The 19,915-nt window shown below is 56.9% G+C and carries 15 protein-coding genes; 12 read left to right on the forward strand and 3 right to left on the reverse strand.

The features are described from left to right. Window positions 1–84: 84 nt before the first annotated feature. Window positions 85–1,374 carry a nitrate regulatory protein gene (locus K7X24_RS00495; protein ID WP_103162567.1) on the forward strand — a complete coding sequence of 430 codons (1,290 nt, stop codon included), beginning with the start codon at window positions 85–87 and terminating at the stop codon, window positions 1,372–1,374. A 125-nt stretch (window positions 1,375–1,499) separates the two neighbouring features. Here the strand turns inward: K7X24_RS00495 and K7X24_RS00500 are convergent, their stop codons facing one another. Then, complete coding sequence (locus tag K7X24_RS00500; protein ID WP_156890179.1) at window positions 1,500–1,661, reverse strand: hypothetical protein; 162 nt, start codon at window positions 1,659–1,661, stop codon at window positions 1,500–1,502. Window positions 1,662–2,051: 390 nt separating this feature from the next. On the opposite strand from K7X24_RS00500, the gene K7X24_RS00505 reads away from it, so the two are divergent. The 7 genes from K7X24_RS00505 (at window position 2,052) to K7X24_RS00535 (ending at window position 13,914) form a co-directional block, all read left to right on the forward strand. Continuing rightward, the gene (locus K7X24_RS00505; RefSeq protein ID WP_010295303.1) at window positions 2,052–3,311 is read left to right on the forward strand and encodes a CmpA/NrtA family ABC transporter substrate-binding protein; all 1,260 of its coding nucleotides are present in this window, start codon (window positions 2,052–2,054) and stop codon (window positions 3,309–3,311) included. Window positions 3,312–3,323: 12 nt separating this feature from the next. Beyond that, entirely contained in the window at window positions 3,324–4,238 is a 915-nt protein-coding gene (ntrB, locus tag K7X24_RS00510; RefSeq protein WP_211006768.1) for a nitrate ABC transporter permease, read from the forward strand. A 10-nt stretch (window positions 4,239–4,248) separates the two neighbouring features. After that, window positions 4,249–5,043 carry an ABC transporter ATP-binding protein gene (locus K7X24_RS00515; protein ID WP_010295297.1) on the forward strand — a complete coding sequence of 265 codons (795 nt, stop codon included), beginning with the start codon at window positions 4,249–4,251 and terminating at the stop codon, window positions 5,041–5,043. A 19-nt stretch (window positions 5,044–5,062) separates the two neighbouring features. Next, window positions 5,063–9,250, forward strand: coding sequence for a nitrite reductase large subunit NirB (gene nirB / locus K7X24_RS00520; RefSeq protein ID WP_224552816.1), 4,188 nt, complete (start codon window positions 5,063–5,065; stop codon window positions 9,248–9,250). Then, the gene (locus tag K7X24_RS00525; protein WP_224552242.1) at window positions 9,247–11,955 is read left to right on the forward strand and encodes a nitrate reductase; all 2,709 of its coding nucleotides are present in this window, start codon (window positions 9,247–9,249) and stop codon (window positions 11,953–11,955) included. Before nirB ends, K7X24_RS00525 begins: the two co-directional genes overlap by 4 nt. A 25-nt stretch (window positions 11,956–11,980) precedes the next feature. Next, on the forward strand, window positions 11,981–12,814 hold the full coding sequence (cobA, locus tag K7X24_RS00530) for a uroporphyrinogen-III C-methyltransferase (protein WP_224552243.1): 834 nt from the start codon (window positions 11,981–11,983) through the stop codon (window positions 12,812–12,814). A gap of 155 nt (window positions 12,815–12,969) precedes the next feature. Continuing rightward, entirely contained in the window at window positions 12,970–13,914 is a 945-nt protein-coding gene (locus tag K7X24_RS00535; protein WP_224552244.1) for an Rpn family recombination-promoting nuclease/putative transposase, read from the forward strand. 117 nt (window positions 13,915–14,031) lie between these two features. On the opposite strand, the gene K7X24_RS00540 is transcribed toward K7X24_RS00535, so the two are convergent. Together K7X24_RS00540 and K7X24_RS00545 are read right to left on the reverse strand one after the other, a co-directional pair. Next, window positions 14,032–14,496, reverse strand: a complete 465-nt coding sequence (locus K7X24_RS00540; RefSeq protein WP_010295289.1) for a DUF1456 family protein — start codon at window positions 14,494–14,496, stop codon at window positions 14,032–14,034. An 84-nt stretch (window positions 14,497–14,580) separates the two neighbouring features. Next, window positions 14,581–15,102 carry a 1,2-dihydroxy-3-keto-5-methylthiopentene dioxygenase gene (locus K7X24_RS00545; RefSeq protein ID WP_224552245.1) on the reverse strand — a complete coding sequence of 174 codons (522 nt, stop codon included), beginning with the start codon at window positions 15,100–15,102 and terminating at the stop codon, window positions 14,581–14,583. A 238-nt stretch (window positions 15,103–15,340) separates the two neighbouring features. On the opposite strand from K7X24_RS00545, the gene K7X24_RS00550 reads away from it, so the two are divergent. The 4 genes from K7X24_RS00550 to K7X24_RS00565 are packed head-to-tail and all read left to right on the forward strand — an operon-like array spanning window position 15,341 to window position 19,857. Further along, the gene (locus K7X24_RS00550) at window positions 15,341–16,321 is read left to right on the forward strand and encodes a sugar ABC transporter substrate-binding protein (protein WP_411961307.1); all 981 of its coding nucleotides are present in this window, start codon (window positions 15,341–15,343) and stop codon (window positions 16,319–16,321) included. A gap of 4 nt (window positions 16,322–16,325) precedes the next feature. Then, window positions 16,326–17,873 (forward strand): sugar ABC transporter ATP-binding protein, encoded by a 1,548-nt coding sequence (locus K7X24_RS00555; protein WP_224552246.1) that lies wholly within the window; start codon window positions 16,326–16,328, stop codon window positions 17,871–17,873. After that, the gene (locus tag K7X24_RS00560; protein ID WP_224552247.1) at window positions 17,870–18,862 is read left to right on the forward strand and encodes an ABC transporter permease; all 993 of its coding nucleotides are present in this window, start codon (window positions 17,870–17,872) and stop codon (window positions 18,860–18,862) included. The genes K7X24_RS00555 and K7X24_RS00560 overlap by 4 nt, the downstream gene beginning before the upstream one ends. Then, on the forward strand, window positions 18,859–19,857 hold the full coding sequence (locus K7X24_RS00565) for an ABC transporter permease (RefSeq protein WP_224552248.1): 999 nt from the start codon (window positions 18,859–18,861) through the stop codon (window positions 19,855–19,857). Before K7X24_RS00560 ends, K7X24_RS00565 begins: the two co-directional genes overlap by 4 nt. Window positions 19,858–19,915: the final 58 nt, after the last annotated feature.

The following is a 19,915-nucleotide window of genomic DNA, read 5'->3' on the forward strand; positions in this document are numbered from 1 at the left end:
CCTTGCTTCCTTATAAATGTGAGCTGATGCAAATGGCGCGCTAATTGCATATTCCTGAACGTGGTTTTTTCAGGAGAGACAGCAATGGTGGCGGAGCCTTCAACGACAATTCGATTTTTACTTGCCTCGCGCCAGTGTGAGCTGAACAGCCTGCGCTACCTGCTGCAAAGCGGTGAGCTGGTGGGCAAAATTAGCCAGCTCGTCCATCTATTGCAGCGTGAACGGGGAACGGCCAACCTGTTTCTTTGCTCCGATGGTCGACTGTTCGCCGACGAACTGGCGCTACGTGAGAAAGACGTGCAGGTGGCGCAGACGCACTTGATGATGCATCTGGCCGGATTGGAAAAAATGACGGCGGAATTACCGCAGGCGAGCCGTTTATTCAGCCGTGTTGCCAGCGTGGTTTATGCGCTGAGCCTGCTGCCCGCGCTGCGTCAGCAGATTCGCCAGCGTTTGTTGCCTCAGCCGCAGGCGATGACGTTTTTCAACGACATTGTCCGCAACCTGCTGGCGCTGGTTTTTGAGGTATCGGACACGGCGGCCGATCCGGGGATTTCCCGCACGCTAATTGCCATGTTCAGCTTTATGCAGGGGAAAGAGCTGGCGGGGCAGGAGCGAGCTATCGGCGCGGCGGCCTATGCGGCAGGCTGCGTCGATGAGGAAACTCGGCAAAAGCTGCTGGATTTGATTGAACGGCAGGATCGCTGTTTCGATACCTTTCTGAGTTTTAGCGGTGAAGAAAGCCAGCAGCGCTGGCGTGCTATCGCGGTAGACAGCGAGTTTGAGCGCCTGCGTCGCATTGTGTGCACACGCAGCCCGATAGAAAAGCTGCCGGAAGCCGATAGTCTTCACTGGTTTTCGATTGCCACGCGGCGCATCGATGAAATGAAGCAGATGGAAGATGAGTTGGAGCAGACGCTGATGCAGCGCTGCCGTACCCATATTGCGGCTACTGAGAAAGCATGCAGCGATCAGCGCGCGGATCTCGAAGCGCTGATGGCGCAGCAGGAACATGATGAGCCAGGCTATTCGATATTTATCGCCGGTCACGACGTGGAAGGGCAGGACGTCCCTCCTGGTTGGCTGAATAGTGATGGCGTCAGTCCACAGCTGGGGCGATCGCTGCTGTCGCTGGTGCAGCAACAATCGCGGCGCTTACAGGCACAGGATCATGAATTGGCTGCGCTGCGAGCCACGTTGAATGAAAGAAAGCAGATCGATCGTGCGAAGGGTTTGCTGATGCAGCACCGTGGATTAAGCGAAGAAGAGGCCTACAAAACCCTGCGCCGCATGGCGATGAGTCAGAATAAAAAGCTGATTGACATCGCGACGGCGATGCTCGCGGTGGCCGATGTATTTGGTGATACCCCTTAAGAGGTATATGCACATGAACTGTGCGTGTTCTGCCAGTTGGCGGTGCAAGGCATCGTCCCGTGAGGAGGAAATCTCAGAGTCAATGGCAGTATGAAGTGGTTTCGTGCGTAAAAATATCGTCATTTCTATGCTACGTCGTAGCACACGCACGACACGGGGCGCTCAGTCGCCGCCGCCCCGTGACCCGAGGCTTTTTCGCGGGAAATTACGCCGCTGCGCGGTTCCTTCGGAAAATCAGTCGCCTGACGGACCGTGGCTGACGCACTGGCGGCTCGATTAGCGGTCATGTCCACCGATGGCACCGCGTAGCGGCATAATTTAGCCAGAAGCCAGGGTTCGCAGGGCTGCGGCGCTTGAGCGCCCTGCGTCGGGCGCGTGTACGGTATTGCATATCATGGTGGCGGTATGGCGCACGAAACTGTCTCTGAGTCTGTATAGAAATGTGACTAAGAGACGGCTCCTGCGAAGTGGAACGCTCAAAAGTGTGATAGCTGGCACAAACCTTGCTTTAACTCATTAGCAACAACCAAACATTCATAATACGTTTCGGGCCAACGGCGGTGCGGAAGGTGTTAATCGGACAACGGCGTCCATAAGCGTGCAGATTCTGCATGGGCTTGTGGACGCCGTTTTTGTTTTTACCGCCTGAAAAGGTGTTTTGCGCAAGGGTGTCGTTGATGAGTGATTCCAAAACCAAAAGCATGACCGTCTCTCGCCGCCAGTTTCTGTTGGGGAGTGCTGCACTGGGAGGCAGTCTGATGCTGCCGGGGTTGATGAATAGCGCCTGGGCTGCCGGTTCCGATGCGCCGGAGAAAAAGGAAATTCGAGTTGGGTTTATCCCGTTGACGGACTGCGCCTCGGTCGTGATGGCCGCAGTGAAAGGTTTCGATAAGAAATACGGCATCACCATTGTTCCCAGCAAAGAAGCCAGTTGGGCCGCGGTGCGCGACAAACTGGTTTCGGGTGAACTGGATGCCGCACACATTCTGTATGGTCAGCTGTACGGTCTGCAAATGGGGCTGTCTGGATCGCAGAGCAACATGGCGGCACTGATGACGCTCAACCAGAACGGACAAGGGATCACGCTGGCGAACCAGCTGCGTGCAGCCAACGTCACGGATCTCGCCGCGCTGCAAAAGTATGTTGCCGCTAGTCCTGCGGGCACTTACACCTTCGCGCAAACCTTCCCAACCGGCACGCACGCCATGTGGCTCTATTACTGGCTGGCCTCCGCCGGCATTCATCCGCTGAACGACGTGCGCACCGTGGTGGTGCCGCCGCCGCAGATGGTGATGAACATGAAGATTGGCAACATGGTCGGCTACTGCGTCGGCGAGCCGTGGAACCAGCGTGCCATCAGCGAAAACATCGGCTTTACCGCCGCTACCTCGCAAGACATTTGGCCAGATCACCCGGAAAAAGTGCTGGGCACCCGCGCTGACTGGGTAAACGCCAATCCGAATAGCGCCCGTGCGCTGACCGCTGCGATCCTCGATGCCTCGCGCTGGATTGATGCCTCGGATGAAAACCGCCGTGAAACAGCTGGCGTGGTTGCCGGACGCGCGTACATCAATGCCAAAGAAGAAACCATCGTCGGACGCATGCTGGGCCAGTACGAGAACGGGCTGGGGAAAAGCTGGAAAGACGAACACGCGATGCGTTTCTACCACGACGGTTCCGTGAACTACCCGTACCTGTCCGACGGTATGTGGTTCCTCACCCAGCACAAACGCTGGGGCTTGCTCACCGAAGAGCCGGATTATCTGGCTGTCGCGAAGCAGGTTAACCGTATTGATATCTATAAGCAGGCGGCCGATGCCGTGGGGAATGTGCCGTTGCCCGGTAGCGACATGCGCAGCAGCGTGCTCATCGATGGCCGTCGCTGGGATGGTAGCGATCCAGCGGGTTATGCCAACAGTTTTAGCGTGAAGAAATAAGTGAGGTTGATGATGAAAAACCAGGCCCAAGTCATTCCAATTACCGCGGATAACGCCCCGGAAACCGTACACAGCGCCGAGATTACGCCGCTGCCAACTAAACCCGCAACGCCTGCAAAAGTACCGGCGGCACCGGCTTTCGCCTACCGCCCGCTGCTGCGCAAGCTGTTTCAACAACTTTTCCCTGCGGTACTGGGGTTGGGGCTGCTGGTTGCGGTCTGGCAGATTGCCGCGCTCAACAGCGAAAACTTCCCGACGCCGTGGACGACCTGGCTTGCGGCGCTCAGCCTCTTTGCCGATCCGTTTTACATCGCAGGGCCGAACGATCAGGGCATCGGCTGGAACGTATTGGCCTCGTTGCAACGTGTTGGCATCGGCTTCGGACTGGCGGCACTGGTCGGCATTCCTGCTGGTTTCCTGATTGGTCGTTTTACGTTTCTGGCCAACATGCTCAATCCGATCATTTCGCTGCTGCGTCCGGTCAGTCCGCTGGCCTGGCTGCCTATCGGCCTGCTGCTGTTCCAGCGTGCCGAACCGGCATCCAGTTGGACCATTTTTATCTGCTCCATCTGGCCGATGATCCTCAACACCGCCGAAGGCGTGCGCCGCATCCCGCAGGATTACCTGAACGTGGCGCGGGTGTTGAAGCTCTCTGAGTTCACCATCATGCGCAAGATTCTGCTGCCTGCGGTGCTGCCTAACGTATTGACCGGTGTGCGTCTGTCGATTGGTGTCGCCTGGCTGGTCATTGTGGCGGCGGAAATGCTGACCGGCGGCGTCGGTATCGGCTTCTGGATTTGGAACGAGTGGAACAACCTGAATGTGGAAAACATCATTATCGCCATCGTGGTGATTGGCGTTATCGGTCTGCTGCTTGAGCAGGGACTGGTGTGGATTGCTAACCGTTTCAGCTATGACAACCGCTAAGGAGCCGACGATGCGTACAACACCGATTATTCAAGTGCAGCAGGTGAGCCAGCGTTTCAATACCGCCAGCGGTGAGTTTCTGGCGCTGGATCAGGTGAGTTTTGATATTCACACTGGTGAAACGATCAGCCTGATCGGCCATTCCGGCTGCGGCAAATCTACGTTATTGAACCTGATTGCTGGCCTGACGCTGCCGAGCAGCGGCGGCCTGCTGTGTGACAACCGTGAAATCGACGGCCCGGGGCCGGAGCGCGGTGTGGTCTTTCAGAACCACTCGCTGCTGCCGTGGCTGACCACCTACGAAAACGTGGCGCTGGCGGTACGCCAGGTGTTTCGCGGCCAGATGAACAAGCGCGAAATGCACGAATGGATTACCCACAATCTCGAACTGGTGCATATGGAGCACGCGCTGAACAAGCGACCGAATGAGATCTCCGGCGGGATGAAGCAGCGTGTGGGTATCGCCCGCGCGCTGGCCATGAAGCCGAAAGTCCTGCTGATGGATGAACCGTTCGGCGCGCTGGATGCGCTGACCCGCGCACATCTTCAGGATGCGGTGATGGAGATTCAGCAGCGGTTGCAAACCACGATTGTGCTGATCACTCACGACGTCGACGAAGCGGTGCTGCTGTCGGATCGCGTGCTGATGATGACCAACGGCCCGGCGGCGACGGTCGGTGAAATCATGAAGGTCGAGCTGGAACGTCCGCGCTCACGCGTCGTGCTGGCCGACGATCCACGCTACCACCACTACCGTCAGCAGGTGCTGCATTTCTTATATGAAAAACAGCCTAAAGCAGCCTGACAGCGAGGCCGGAACGATGATGAAACCGCATCTGATTGTGATTGGTAACGGGATGGCGAGTGCGCGATTCGTCGATGTGCTGCGCCAACTGGCCGCCACGCGCTATCGAATCACCGTAATTGGTGATGAACCGCGCGCCAGCTATAACCGCATCCTGCTGTCGCCGGTATTGAGTGGCGAAAAAGCGTTTACGGATACGCTGCTGACGCTAGCGACTCTCGACGACGATGCGGCGCTGCCGGTGAGTTATCTGCTGGGTGAGCGGGTAACCCATATCGATCGCCAGCAGCGTAAGGTGACAACGACGCAACGGCAGTTGCATTATGATCATCTGGTATTGGCGACCGGATCTACGCCGTTTATGCCGCCGATGCCCGGTATCGATCTGGCGGGCGTGTGCGGCTTCCGCACGCTGGATGATGTCGAACTGATGTTGGCGACGATTGGCCAGTCCGTTCCTGCGGTGGTGATTGGCGGCGGTTTGCTCGGCATTGAAGCCGCCGCTGCGCTGCAACTGCGCGGTGCCGACGTCACGTTACTGCATCGCGTCCCGGTTCTGATGGAGCGTCAACTGGACGCCACGGCGAGTAACTTGCTGTGCGACAGCCTGCGCGAACGCGGCATTGCCTGCGAGACGGATGTGCAGGTTGTGGCGCTGCATGGCGATGAACGCGGGGTGACGGCGGTCGCGCTGGCTGATGGCCGCACGATTCCGGCGGGTCTGGTGGTGGTGACCGCGGGGGTGATTCCTGCCAGCCAACTGGCGCGCGAATGTGGCTTACCCTGCAACCGTGGCGTGCTGGTGGACGGACAGTTGCAAACTGCCGACCCGCATATCAGCGCGATCGGCGAATGTTGTGAACTCAATGGCGAAACCTTTGGGCTGGTTGCCCCATGTATTGCCCATGCCACGCTGGTAGCACAGCGCCTTGCCGGACATGCACCGAAAGACTATCAGCGTGAACAGGCGGCGACGCGGCTGAAGGTCACCGGTATTGGCGTGGTCAGCGGCGGCGATATTAACGTTACACCGGATGATGAGGTGTACACCCTTTTTGATCCGCAGACGCAGCACTATCGTCGTCTGCTCGTTCGCGACGGTCGGTTGAGCGGTGTTCTGCTGTATGGCGACACTGACGACAGCCAGCGCCTGCTGGCCGCGATGGATAGCGCGACAGAAGGCGAGATGATTCCGCCTGCCTCGCTGCTTTTCGGCCTTTCTTCCCCTGATTCTGACCCACAGCCTGAAGCTGTAAGGATTCCTGTCATGAGCAAACCTATTTTGGTGGTCGTCGGCCACGGTATGGTCGGCCACTATTTTCTTGAACAGCTGGTTGAGCGCGACCTGCATCAGCATTACCACATCGTCGTATTCGGCGAAGAACGCCATGAAGCCTATGATCGCGTTCACCTCTCCGAGTATTTCTCTGGCCGCAGTGCCGCCTCGCTGTCGCTGGTAAAAGACGGCTTTTTTGCCGAGAGCGGCATTGAACTACGCAGTGCCAGCGAGATCGTGGCTATCGATCGTGAACGTCAGTGCGTGTGTGATGCGCAGGGCAGAGAAACCGCCTACGACAAACTGGTGCTGGCGACGGGGTCTTATGCCTTTGTTCCACCGATTCCCGGCAACACGCGCCCCGGCTGTCTGGTGTATCGCACGCTGGACGATCTGGATGCGATTGCAGCACAGGCGAAAAAGGGCAAGTCTGGCGTGGTGATTGGCGGCGGCTTGCTGGGGCTGGAAGCCGCAAACGCCTTGCGTCAACTGGGGCTGGACACGCATGTGGTGGAATTTGCTCCGCGTCTGATGGCGGTACAGCTGGATGACGGTGGTGCCACCATGCTGCGCCGCAAGATTGAAGCGCTGGGCGTACAGATTCATCTCAGCAAAGAAACGCGGGAAATCACCGACGGCGAGCAGGCGCTACATCGCCTCTGCTTTGCTGACGGCAGCATATTGGAAACCGATCTGGTGCTGTTTTCCGCCGGGATTCGCCCGCGCGACAAACTGGCGGATAGCTGCGATTTAGAGAAAGGGCCGCGTGGCGGCATCGTGATTGACGACCGCTGCCAGACTTCCGATGACGCGATTTTCGCCATCGGCGAGTGTGCGCTGTGGAAAGGGCAGATTTTCGGGCTGGTGGCACCGGGCTACCAGATGGCACGCAGCGTGGCGGATACGCTGGCGCAGCGCGATACGCCATTTACCGGCGCGGACATGAGCACCAAGCTGAAACTGTTGGGCGTAGAAGTGGCTTCGATTGGCGATGCGCATGGGCGCACAGCGGGAAGCCAAAGCTACCAGTGGACGGACGGCCCGAACGAGGTCTACAAGAAAATCGTCGTGTCTGCCGACGGCAAGCGTTTACTGGGTGCCGTATTGATCGGCGACAGCAGTGATTACAGCACGCTGTTGCAAATGATGCTCAACGATATGCCGTTGCCTAAACAGCCGGAAGGACTGATTTTGCCCGCGCGTTCCGGTGATGCGCCGAAAGGATTGGGCGTGGCAGCGTTACCCGCTAGCGCACAGATTTGTTCCTGCCATAACGTCAGCAAAGGCGATATCTCGGCGGCGGTGGCGGGCGGCTGCGGTGAACTGGGCGCCCTGAAAACCTGCACCAAAGCGGGGACGGGCTGCGGTGGCTGTGTGCCGTTGCTTAAGCAGGTGATGGAGTACGAACTGACGCAACTGGGCGTCGAAGTGAAGAAGGATATCTGTGAGCACTTCGCCTATTCACGTCAGGAGCTGTACCACCTGATTCGCGTGCATGAGATCCGCTCGTTCGACAGTCTCCTTGAGCGTTACGGCCACGGTTTGGGCTGCGAAGTGTGTAAGCCACTGGTGGGGTCGATGCTGGCCTCCTGCTGGAATGACTACCTGCTGCAACCGCAGCACCTGCCGTTGCAGGATACCAACGATCGTTTCTTTGCCAACATCCAAAAAGACGGCACCTATTCCGTCGTGCCGCGCGTTCCGGCAGGGGAAATCACGCCAGAAGGCCTGATCGCTATCGGGCAGGTTGCGCAGCGCTATAACCTGTATACCAAGATCACCGGCGGCCAGCGGGTGGATTTATTCGGTGCTCGCTTAGAGCAGCTTCCAGAGATCTGGCGTGAGCTGATCGATGCTGGATTTGAAACCGGCCATGCCTACGGTAAATCGCTGCGTACCGTGAAATCCTGCGTGGGTTCGACCTGGTGCCGCTACGGCGTGCAGGATTCCACCGGGTTAGCGATCCAACTGGAGCACCGTTACAAAGGACTGCGCTCGCCGCATAAAGTCAAAATGGCGGTTTCTGGCTGTACTCGCGAATGTGCGGAGGCACAAAGCAAAGACATCGGCGTGATTGCCACCGATAAAGGCTGGAATCTGTATGTGTGCGGCAATGGCGGCATGAAACCGCGTCATGCGGATCTCTTCGCCAGCGATCTGGATACGGAAACCCTGCTGCGCACTATCGATCGGGTATTAATGTTCTATATCCGCACCGGCGATCGCCTCCAGCGCACCAGCACCTGGATGGATAATCTGGAGGGCGGTATCGACTATCTGCGTCAGGTGATTCTGGAGGACAGCCTGAATATCGGCGAAGAGTTAGATAAAGAGATGCAGCGCGTGGTGGATGCCTACCAGTGCGAATGGCAAACCACGCTGGAAAGCCCAGAACGTCTGGCGCTGTTCCGCGGCTTCCTGAACAGCGATAGCCCGGATGAAGCGGTGGTGATGGTGCCTGAGCGTGGGCAGATCCGTCCGGCACAGGATCATGAGAAAGCGATATCGCCAGAACCCGCGGTGCTGAAACCTGCCGCGCATGAAGCGGAGTGGGTGCAGGTCGCGACGCTGGGTGATATTCCGCGTCATGCTGGCATGGCGGCGCGCCTCGGACAGCAGCAAATCGCACTGTTCCACCTGCCGGGTAGCGAGCAGCAGGTGTACGCGTTAGAAAACCATGAGCCGGGCAGCGGGGCGAACGTGCTGTCGCGTGGGCTACTGGGTGACGTGGCGGGTGAGCCGGTTGTGATTTCTCCGCTGTACAAAAAACGCTTCAAGCTGCGGGATGGTGTGAGCCCGGATGACAGCGCGCTGTACGTGCGTGCCTGGCCGGTGCGCGTGGAAGATGACGAAATCTGGGTATGCCGTCAACCGCTGGCCGTGCCTGAAAGCGTCTCGCTGGCAGAGACAGCTATGGCGAAAGCATCATGAATGCGCACGTCTGTCGGACAACCTGCCCGTATTGTGGCGTCGGCTGTGGCGTGCTGGCAGAACACGATGGGCAAGGGGCGGTAAAGATCAGCGGGGATCCCGCACACCCGGCAAATTTGGGTCGGCTGTGCGTCAAAGGCTCCGCGCTGGGAGAGACGCTGGATTTGAAAGGCCGGCTCTTGTGGCCGCTAGTGGAAGGGCGTCGCGTTAGCTGGGATCAGGCGCTCGATACGGTGGCTGAACGGCTGCTGGCGACCATGCAGCAACACGGCCCGCAGTCGGTCGCGTTTTATGGTTCAGGCCAGCTGTTGACGGAAGATTACTACGTCGCCAACAAGCTGATGAAAGGCTTCATTGGCGTCGCCAATATGGATACCAATTCGAGGCTGTGTATGGCATCTGCGGTGATTGGTTACAAGCGTGGGCTGGGGGCAGATGCCGTTCCCTGTAGTTATGAAGATATCGAACTGGCGGATGTGGTGGTGTTGGTCGGTTCTAACACGGCCTGGGCGCATCCGGTGGTCTATCAGCGGCTGGTGCAGGCGAAACAGCAGCGACCACAGATGCAGGTGGTGGTGGTCGATCCACGACGTACCGCAACCTGCGATATTGCCGATTTGCATCTACCACTGCAACCCGGCAGCGATGCCGGGCTGTTCAACGGCCTACTGCATTGGATTGCGCAGGATTCGCGTATCGATCGCGCCGAATTGGCCGAGCGCTTTTCCGGCGTGGAAGAGGCATTACAGTCAGCGCAGGCGTGGTCGGTAACGCAGGTGGCGGAGTTCTGTCGGTTAGATGAAGCCGATATCGAGTGTTTCTATCACCTGTTCAGCACCAGCGATAAAGTGGTCACGCTCTATTCGCAGGGCGTAAATCAATCGTCCTCGGGCAGTGATAAATGCAACGCCATCATTAATGCGCATCTGCTGAGCGGTAAAATCGGCGTGTCGGGTTCCGGCCCCTTTTCGATAACCGGACAGCCAAATGCGATGGGCGGACGGGAAGTCGGCGGGTTAGCTAATCAGCTTGCCAGCCACATGGGTTTTACGCCACAGGACATCGAGCGCGTAGGGCGCTTCTGGCAGAGCGATAATGTGGCGACGCAGCCCGGTCTGAATGCGGTGGAACTGTTTCGCGCGGTTGAACGCGGCGATATTAAAGCGGTGTGGATCATGGGCACTAATCCGGTGGTGTCGATGCCAGATGCCGACCGGGTGAAACAGGCGCTGGAACGCTGCCCGCTGGTGATCGTCTCCGAGGTGATGCGTCACACCGATACCGCAGAAACCGCTGATATCTTACTGCCCGCGTTGGGCTGGGGAGAAAAAGACGGCACGGTAACTAATTCAGAACGCCGGGTGTCTCGTCAGCGAGCCTTTCTGCCCGCGCCGGGGGAAGCCAAAGCCAACTGGTGGATACTGAGTCAGGTGGCGCAGCGTATGGGATTTGCCGAGGCATTTGCTTATCAGCATCCGGCGGAAATCTTTCGTGAACATGCGGCGCTGTCTGGGTTTGAGAATAATGGCAGCCGCGCGTTTGATATCAGCGGGCTGGCGACGCTCAGTAATCAGCAGTGGCAGCAGTTGGAACCGATACAGTGGCCGGTGAATGCGGCATTCCCGAACGGACGCGCTCGACTGGGTGACGATGGCCGATTCTGGCATGCCGATGGTAAAGCGCGTCTGGTGGCGGTAACACCGTCGCTGCCGCAAAGTCCCTGGAGCGCGGCGTATCCGCTGATACTGAACACTGGGCGTATTCGCGATCAGTGGCACACCATGACGCGGACTGGCAAAGCGGCCCGGCTGATGCGTCATATCAGCGAACCTTATTGCGAACTGCACCCACAGGATGCGCAGATGCATGATATTCAGGCGGGCGATTTGGTACGTCTGTCGTCGGTACACGGCTGGATGCTGGTGCGGGCACGATTCGATGCCGGACAGGCGCGCGGCAGCGTGTTTGTACCGATGCATTGGAATCAGCAGTTCAGCGCTCAGGCGCGGGCTGACAGTTTAGTTGCGCCGATTACCGATCCGTATTCCGGGCAGCCGGAAAGCAAACACAGCCGGGTGCGTATCCAACCCTGGCATACCGCCTGGCAGGCAACGCTGTTTTTTGCCGACGAACCCGTTCCAGCGACATTAACCTTACCCGCAGAGCATGACGTTCTGCCGCCGCCCGCTACCTACTGGAGCAAAGTGCCTCATGAAGGCGTGACGCAGTATCTGTTTGCCGACCGTGTGCCGGTAGACGACTGGCAGGCATGGCTGACTGAACATTATGGGTTGGAAAATATGCAGTGTCAGGTTGCGCAGGGCAATGGTGTGTTTCACCTGATTGGCTGGCGCGATGGACGGGTGGTGTTGGCCTGCTATGTGAGTGCGCAGGCGCTGCGTATCGACAGCGATGCGGTGCGTCAGGCGTTTGCTACTCCACCGCAACTACCGCACGAGCGCCATGCACTGCTGGCAGGTCAGGCTCCACAAGGACAGGTGAAGCAGGGAGCTACGATTTGCAGTTGTTATAGCGTTGGCGAAGCGATCATCGTCGGTGCGATTCGTAAGGGATGTCACAGCGTGGCAGCGTTAGGCGGCACGCTGAAATGCGGCACCAACTGCGGTTCCTGTATCCCCGAACTGAAGGCGTTATTGAGTCAGCATGTGCCGATAACGGTCAATGAATTGAAAAAAGCAGGTTGAGCGCCACGGCGTAATGAGGTGTGACATGATGACAACACAATCAATATTGGCGAAAGGCCAGCGGCGTCAGCCTGTACTCGGCGGTGAAATCTGGCTGGTAGGCGCAGGGCCGGGCGATGTAGAACTGCTGACGCTGAAGGCGCTGCGGGCAATCCAGCAGGCGGATGTGGTGGTCTACGATCGGCTGGTGTCGGCGGAGATTATGGATTTGGTGCCGGAGCAGGCACTGTGTATAGACGTCGGAAAAACGCGCGGCTGCCACCGTTTATCGCAGGAGAAAATCAATCAGCTGTTGGTCGAACTGGCGCAGGCTGGGCAACGGGTGATTCGTCTCAAGGGTGGCGACCCCTTTATTTTTGGTCGCGGCGGCGAAGAGATGGACTATGCCCAGCAGGCCGGGATTGTCTGTCATGTGGTGCCCGGTATTACTGCCGCGACAGGCTGTGCGGCGGCGGTGGGGTTACCGCTGACGCACCGGGCCTGTGCGCAGTCGGTACGCTTCGTGACCGGCCATTCGCGCGATGGCGAACCGCAATTGGACTGGCCGACGCTGGCGGACAGCCAGCAAACGCTGGTGTTCTATATGGGGCTGAGCCACAGCAGTCGACTGTGCCAGCGCCTGATCGAACATGGTCTGTCCGCGCAGACGCCCATCGCGATTATTGAACGCGGCACCCAGCCGGATCAGCGGCTATTGACTGCGACGCTGGCAACCTTACCGGCATTGTTGGCTCGCTATCAGCCACAGTCGCCTAGCCTGCTGGTGGTGGGTGACGTCGTTCGCTTCTGCCGTCATCCGGCGCTGCATGTCGACGCTGCTCCTGCGCGCTTGACGATGGAAAAACATGAAGCCGCCTGACGGCAACGGCTCCTTGCCTACAGCCAGCGCTTCGAAATAAATCGGTTTTTCTTCGAGGCGCTTTCCACTTTCTCCGCTGTCTTCTGTTTTGTTATCGCATCCCCGTTACCCTCCCTACTGAATTTTTAGTCATGGTCTACAGGGAAGGGGACGAGATGCCATCGCATGATGCGATCTTCAAACAGTTTCTCAGCGATATCGCGGTCGCACGGGATTTTCTGACTATTCATCTGCCGGATGAAATCCGTGCACGGTGTGATTTCAGCACGCTGCAATTGGAATCCGCGTCGTTTATTGATGAAAAGCTGCGCGCGCGGATATCGGACGTGCTGTACTCGCTACGTACCACCGCAGGCAAAGGGTATATTTACTGTGTGATTGAACACCAAAGCCGCCCGGAAAAGCAGATGGCTTTCCGGCTGCTGCGCTATTGTCTGGCTGCCATGCAGCAGCATCTGGATCAGGGACACGATCGCTTACCGCTAGTGGTGCCGCTGCTGTTTTACCATGGCAGAGCGCGTCCTTATCCTTACAGCCTCCGCTGGCTGGACAGCTTCGCCGATCCCGTACTGGCAAAAGCGCTGTATGAACAGCCTTTCCCGCTGGTGGATTTAACTGTCATGCCAGACGATGAAATCCGCACGCACCGACGGATGGCGTTACTGGAACTGGTACAGAAGCATATTCGTACCCGTGATATGCTGGAGTTGGCGCGGGAGATTGGGTTACTATTTGAACGCTGGTCGGTGCCGCTGACACAGCGTCGGGCGCTGTTATTTTATATTGCACAAGCGGGAAACACATCCAAACCCGCAGATTTCATTGACGCACTGGCTGCACCGCTATCAACCGGTCAGGAGGACATTATGACGATTGCAGAACAATTGAAAAAAATGGGATTCGAGGAAGGAATCCAACGCGGTATTCAGCAAGGATTGGAGCAGGGCATTGAACAAGGGATGAAAAACAGTGCCAGACAAATTGCCCGTAATTTATTGCTAACGGGAATGGATAAGAACAGCGTGCAGCAGGTCACTCAGCTTGAGGAAGAAGAGCTGGAGCAACTGGTCGCGGCCATCTTGCATGACACACAGCATTGATACCGTCCTAAACGATATCGCACTAAACAATACCGCACTAAAAACTGAGCGTTGCTGATGCCCTTACGAGGAAGGTCAGTCAGGCAGCGCTCACGTCCTTTCGCTAACGCATTGCTTTTAGCCTTTGCGGACTCGCGCCGTTAGCCCTTTCAGGAAGTAGCGGATCACCTGATCGCCGCAGGTGCGATAGTTTTTATGATCAGGCGCGCGCATCATCGCGGTGACTTCCGGTACTGAAATGCGAAAATTTTGTGCCTGCAGGATCGCCTGAATATCATCCGTTTTTAGTGAAAATGCGACACGCAGCTTTTTCAGAATAATATTGTTGGTCATCTTGCGCTCAAACTGCGGCGCAGGCTGGTTTTCATCTTGACCGCGTTTTTGCAGAATCAGCCCATTCAGGAAATAACTCATCACGATGTCCGGGCAAGGTTGATAGCCTTCCTCTCCCTCTTTTTTGACGTAGCTCGCCAACTGCTGGGGGGGGACGGTCATCTCCACCAGCGCCAGGATCTTCAGCAGGTGGTCATTATTGAAATTCAGCATATAGCGCACGCTGCGCAGGACATCGTTGTTCATCATTACGGAGGGGGTCTCGCCGTTCGTCTTCGTACAAAACGCACAGTATAAAGGGAACGGCGGAGAAATGCAGAAACGATCGTGGAATTAGTGAAACGTCTCCCGTCCGGTAAAGTGCCCAACCCAGCCTTCTGGATTGGTAAAAATACGGATCGCGACAAAATCAGGAAATTCGCCGCAGTCAAACCAGTGCGGCGTGTTGGCGGGAACGCGTAAGAGATCGCCGGCCTCACAGGTAAGCTGGAAAACCTGCTCGCCAATCGGCACAAAGAAGCTTCCGCTGCCGCGCACGAAGAAGCGCACTTCATCTTCACTATGGGTGTGTTCCTGAAGAAACTTTTCCCGCAGCGCCAGTCTCTCGGCATGATCTGGCGTCAGGCTGATCACGTCGGCAGAGGTGTAGCCTTCCTGCTGTTTGAGACGTTCAATATCGGCACAGTACTGCGTCAAAATGGTTTCGCTGCTGGCGTCGAGCGGAGGTGCTTCGGTCTGCCAATGTTCTAACTGGATCCCCGCGCTGGCGAGCAGGGAAGCGATGTCATTAAACGTGGTGATCTGCTGGACGGGCTGTGTGATCTGCGGACGGTGGTAAATCGATAGCGTTGTCATGTCTGCTTTCCCTTAGGTATAGAAGAACCTTAACCATTAACTTTATAGGGATAAAAAACAAGATGCTTTTTTTATAACTTATTCCTTCAAATTCAATAGGTAAAAATCATTACATCTGTGTATCAATGCTATTTCTATTTAATCACTAGCCATTATCATTTTTGTTATTTCGATTTAACTTTTCCCGTTGCTAATCTCTTTCACTGCTAATAATTTTATAAAAACCGGGATAAAAATGATGAAGACTCGCTTTTCTCGTCTTGCTGCGTGCGTGCTGGCTGCGGGGGTTATGACCTCTGTTCAGGCGGCTGATGAGACACTGTCATTAAAGGGAAAAACCATTGGTGTCGCCGTCGTGGGGACACAGCATTTTTGGGATCGTGAGGCCTACAAAGGGGCGACCGAAGAAATTGAGAAACTCGGTGGGCAGGTTGTGGGTGTGGACGGCGGGCGTGATAATCAGGTTCATGCCAATAACCACGATATCCTGCTGACGCGTAAGGTGGATGCGGTGATCAGTATTCTTGGCGACAGTGCGGTAGAACCGAAATTTAAAGCGCTGCGTGACGCGAAAATTCCGGTTTTCACCGTCGATCACGTTTCGTCTTACTCTATCAATAACACGACGTCAGATAACTACGCGATCGGTTCGACGATCGGGCGCTATACGGCAGATGCGCTGGGCGGAAAAGGCAATATTGCGGTGTTTAACGCGTTCTCCAACGCGCTGCGAATCTGTGGTATCCGCTATGATTTGTGGAAATACGTCCTGCAAGACTATCCGGGGATCAAAATCATTCAGCCTGAGCTGGCTGAGCAATATTCCAACTCACCGGAAGATGCGCGTAAGAAAACCCTTGAGCTGCTGAGCCAGCACCCGAAAGGCACGCTGGATGCGATCCATGTTGCCTGCTGGGATCAACCGGCCATCGGCGTGGTGCAGGCATTGGAAGAAACTGGGCGTGATAAGGATGTGAAGGTCACGGCGATTGATGCCGGGCCAGAAACGCTGGAAATTATGGCGGAGAAAGGCAGCCCGTTTGTTGCCAACGTTGCACAGCAGCCGCGTCTGATTGGCACCACATCGGCGAAAAATGTCGCCCGCTATTTCGCAGGTGCCACGCTGCTGCCGCAGACGTTTGTGCCAGTGTTGCCCGTCAAAGGGGAGGCAGAAGCCAAAGCGGTCTATAAACAGCTTGGCTATGGCGAACTGAAGTAAGGCTATGGCGGGATATCACTCAGCCCCGTCGCCGTCCGGCGGCGGTCTGGCAATGACGCACATCAGTAAGCAGTTCTCAGGGGTTCCCGCGCTGGACAACGTATCACTAACGGTTCGGTCGGGAGAAATTCTCGGTCTGATCGGGGAGAACGGTGCGGGGAAATCGACCTTAATCAAGGTGCTGGCTGGGGTCTATGCTGCGGACAGTGGCGAGATCGCTATCGATGGACAGCGGCTGACCGCCGTGACGCCAGCGGTTATTCACGCGCACGGCATTCGTTTTATCCATCAGGAACTGCATCTGATTCCCCATTTTACCGTGGCGGAATCGGTGTTTCTCGGGCAGGAAATTGTGAGCCGCTGGCGAGGCGTCGATCGTCGGGCGATGCGGCGTGAAACCGAACAGTTTTTTCAACACACGTTCAATTTATCGATAGATGCCAACCAGCTCATTCGGGATTTAAGTTTGGCGCAACGTAAACTGGTACAGATTGCGCGGGCACTGATTGATGGCAAGGCGCGGCTTGTGGTGTTTGATGAACCGACCGCGCCGCTGGAAGCGCGCGAAGCCGCGCAACTACTGCATACGCTCCAGACGTTGAAACAGCGCGGCATCGGCATTATCTATGTTTCCCACTATCTCAATGAAATTGCGGATATCTGCGATCGCGTCACCGTGTTACGCAATGGTAAGGGCGTGACGACGCTGGACGATCCTGAGACGAAGGATATCGATGGAATGATTCGCCTGATGGTGGGACGAGAGATCGCCAGCCTGTTTGACGGAAAACGAAAGACAGAGAAAAGTGAGACGCCTTTGCTACAGGTTGAACAGCTCACGGATCGGCAACATTTTCAGCCGATAAGTTTTCAGGTGGCGGCGGGAGAAATCGTCGGCATTGCAGGACTGTTAGGCTCGGGGCGTGAGGCGCTGATTGATGCGCTCTATGGTATTTCGCCTGCCCGTGAGGGACATATTGCGATCAATGATCAGACGCTGCGACCACGTTCTCCGGTACAGGCCATCGCACAGAAAATGGCGCTGGTGCCGCGCGATCGTCGTCATGACGGGCTGATTTTACCGCTATCGGTGGCGGACAATATCAATCTGGCTTCTTTACCTGCGGTAGCCTGGCGCGGTTGGCTGCGGCGTAAGAAAGCGGTAGCACAGGCGAATCATCTGGCGCAGACGCTGGATATCCGGCCGCGCGATGTCAGCGTTCCTGTGCGCAATTTAAGCGGCGGTAACCAGCAGAAGGTGATACTGGCGCGCTGGCTAAAGACCGATACCCGACTGTTTATTCTTGATGAACCGACGCTGGGCGTCGATATTGGCGCGAAAGCGGAAATTTATCAGCTTACCCGGCAGCTCGCGGCAGAAGGGCGGGCTGTTATTGTCTCTTCCAGCGATGACGGCGAACTCCTGGGGCTTTGCGATCGCATTCTGGTAATGTGGCGCGGTGAACTCATCGCCGATGTGCCGACGGAACACCTCTCGCTGGATAGCCTGCTGGCGTTGACCAGCAGCGGCCGAATGCAGGAGGCGATATGACTCGTGCCCTACAATTCATCCGCTCGACGCCGCATTTAGCCCGACTTTTCAATCATATCCCCTTACTGCTGTTTGCGGCGCTGCTGCTGTTTCTCTGCCTGAGTGCGCCTTATTTTCTCAGTTGGCAAAATATCACCATTATTTTACGCCAAAGCGCGCCGCTGGCGATCTTGTGCTTCGGGTTGGTCTGCGTCATTACGGGCGGTGGTGACGATGTGGTCTCCGGCGGTATTGATCTCTCGCTGCCCGCGATTGCGGTACTTGCCGTAGCGATAATCAGCGACGGTTTGACTAACGCGAATATCAGCTATTCGTGGTTGATTGTGTGGGTGGCGGGGGCCGCGCTAGTGGCGGGCGCGGTGAATGCAGCGCTGGTGGTGGCGATTCGGCTACCGCCGCTGTTGGCGACATTAGCCTGTTCCGTAGCCGTTATCGGGCTCACCAATTTGCTGACCCAGCAGCGACGCATCAGCGTGAGCGATCCAGTGATTGTGGCGTTTCGCGATAGCACTTTGCTGGGTTTGCCACTGGCGGTCTGGTTTATGCTGCTGGTCTTCCTCTTGTTTCAGTTTATCGTTCACCATAGCCGCTGGGGTCAGCATTTGCAGGCCGCCGGTGGAAACCGCGAAGCGGCGCAGCTGTCGGGCATTTCCCACACGCCATTGGTTATCGGTTCGTATCTGTTAGGTGCGCTGGCGGCGGCATTGGCCTCGCTGACGCTGGTGGCGCAAGGATCCGGCAGTTCGCCCGGCACGGCAGAACCGCTGTTGCTAGAGATGGTACTGGCGACGTTTCTTGGCGCGGCGTTCTCTCGCCGTCGGGTGGTCACCATCTGGGGGGCATTGCTGGGCACGCTGCTGGTTAACGCGCTGTCGAACGGTCTGGCGCTGCTGCGAGTCGATATCTTCTGGGTCGGCGCAATTAAGGGCGTACTGATTCTGGTGGTGCTCGCCGCCGCCTCGCTACGCAGGCAAAGGAGTCACGCGTGAAAAGTTCTTCTTTGGCGGCGCAGCCTGCGTTGCCGGGCGGCAGACTGGGGCTGTCGTTCTTTATCCGCTATGGTTTTCTGGTCATTCTGCTGGCTTTTCTGGTGTTTTTCTCGCTGCAAAACCCGATATTTTTGACGTTAGGCAACTGGGGGAATCTGCTGCAAGGTAGCGCGGTGCTGTTGATTGTGGCGCTGGCTATGACGCTGGTGGTGACGGCCGGTGGGATCGATCTGTCCGTGGGCGTGGCGCTGGACTTTGGCGCCGCCTTCGCGCTGGTGGCACTCAAAGTCTATGGTCTGCCGTGGCAGGCTGCGGTATTGGCCGCGTTGGTGGGTGGTGCGCTGGTGGGGGTGGTTAATGCGGTACTGATTATTCATTGTCGAATTAAGCCATTCTTGGCAACGCTGGGAACCTGGTTTATCGGCAGCAGTATTGAGCGCATTTACACCGAGGGCGGCGGGCCGATCGCTTATCGTCGGATGGCACCGCAGTACCACGAGCTGGCTGTGGGTGACCTGTGGGGTATTCCGGTGCCGATCGTGATTGTCGCGGTGCTGTGGTTTGCCTACTACCTGTTATTTGAACGGACGATTGCGGGTAAACGTATCCATGCGATGGGGTTGAATGCGCCAGCGGCGCTGATTGCGGGTGTTAATGTGCGGCGCACGATGTTCTGGCTGCTGATTGTCACGTCGGTGACGTGCGCCATCGGCGGTGTGGTGTTATCCGCCAATCTGCGTCAATTTACGCCGCTGGCCGGACAGGCTTACCTGATGGACGCGATTGCCGCCGTTTTTATCGGCACCGCGTTTCATGCGCAGGGGCGACCCAACGTGGCGGGGACGCTAATCGGCGTGCTTTTTCTCGGTATGATCGCCAACGGTTTGAACCTGATGGGGCTGAACTTCATCGTAAAAGATGCGCTGAGCGGCGTGATTTTGGTACTGGCGCTGGCGCTCTCTTTCCTGCAAGGGCGACTGCGTCAGCGGCAATAAATGTTCAAACATGAATAAAAAGCAGAACACGAATAAAAAAACAGAACGTGAAGGAGTC

Source organism: Pectobacterium versatile, from assembly GCF_020166435.1.
GTDB lineage: Bacteria > Pseudomonadota > Gammaproteobacteria > Enterobacterales > Enterobacteriaceae > Pectobacterium > Pectobacterium versatile.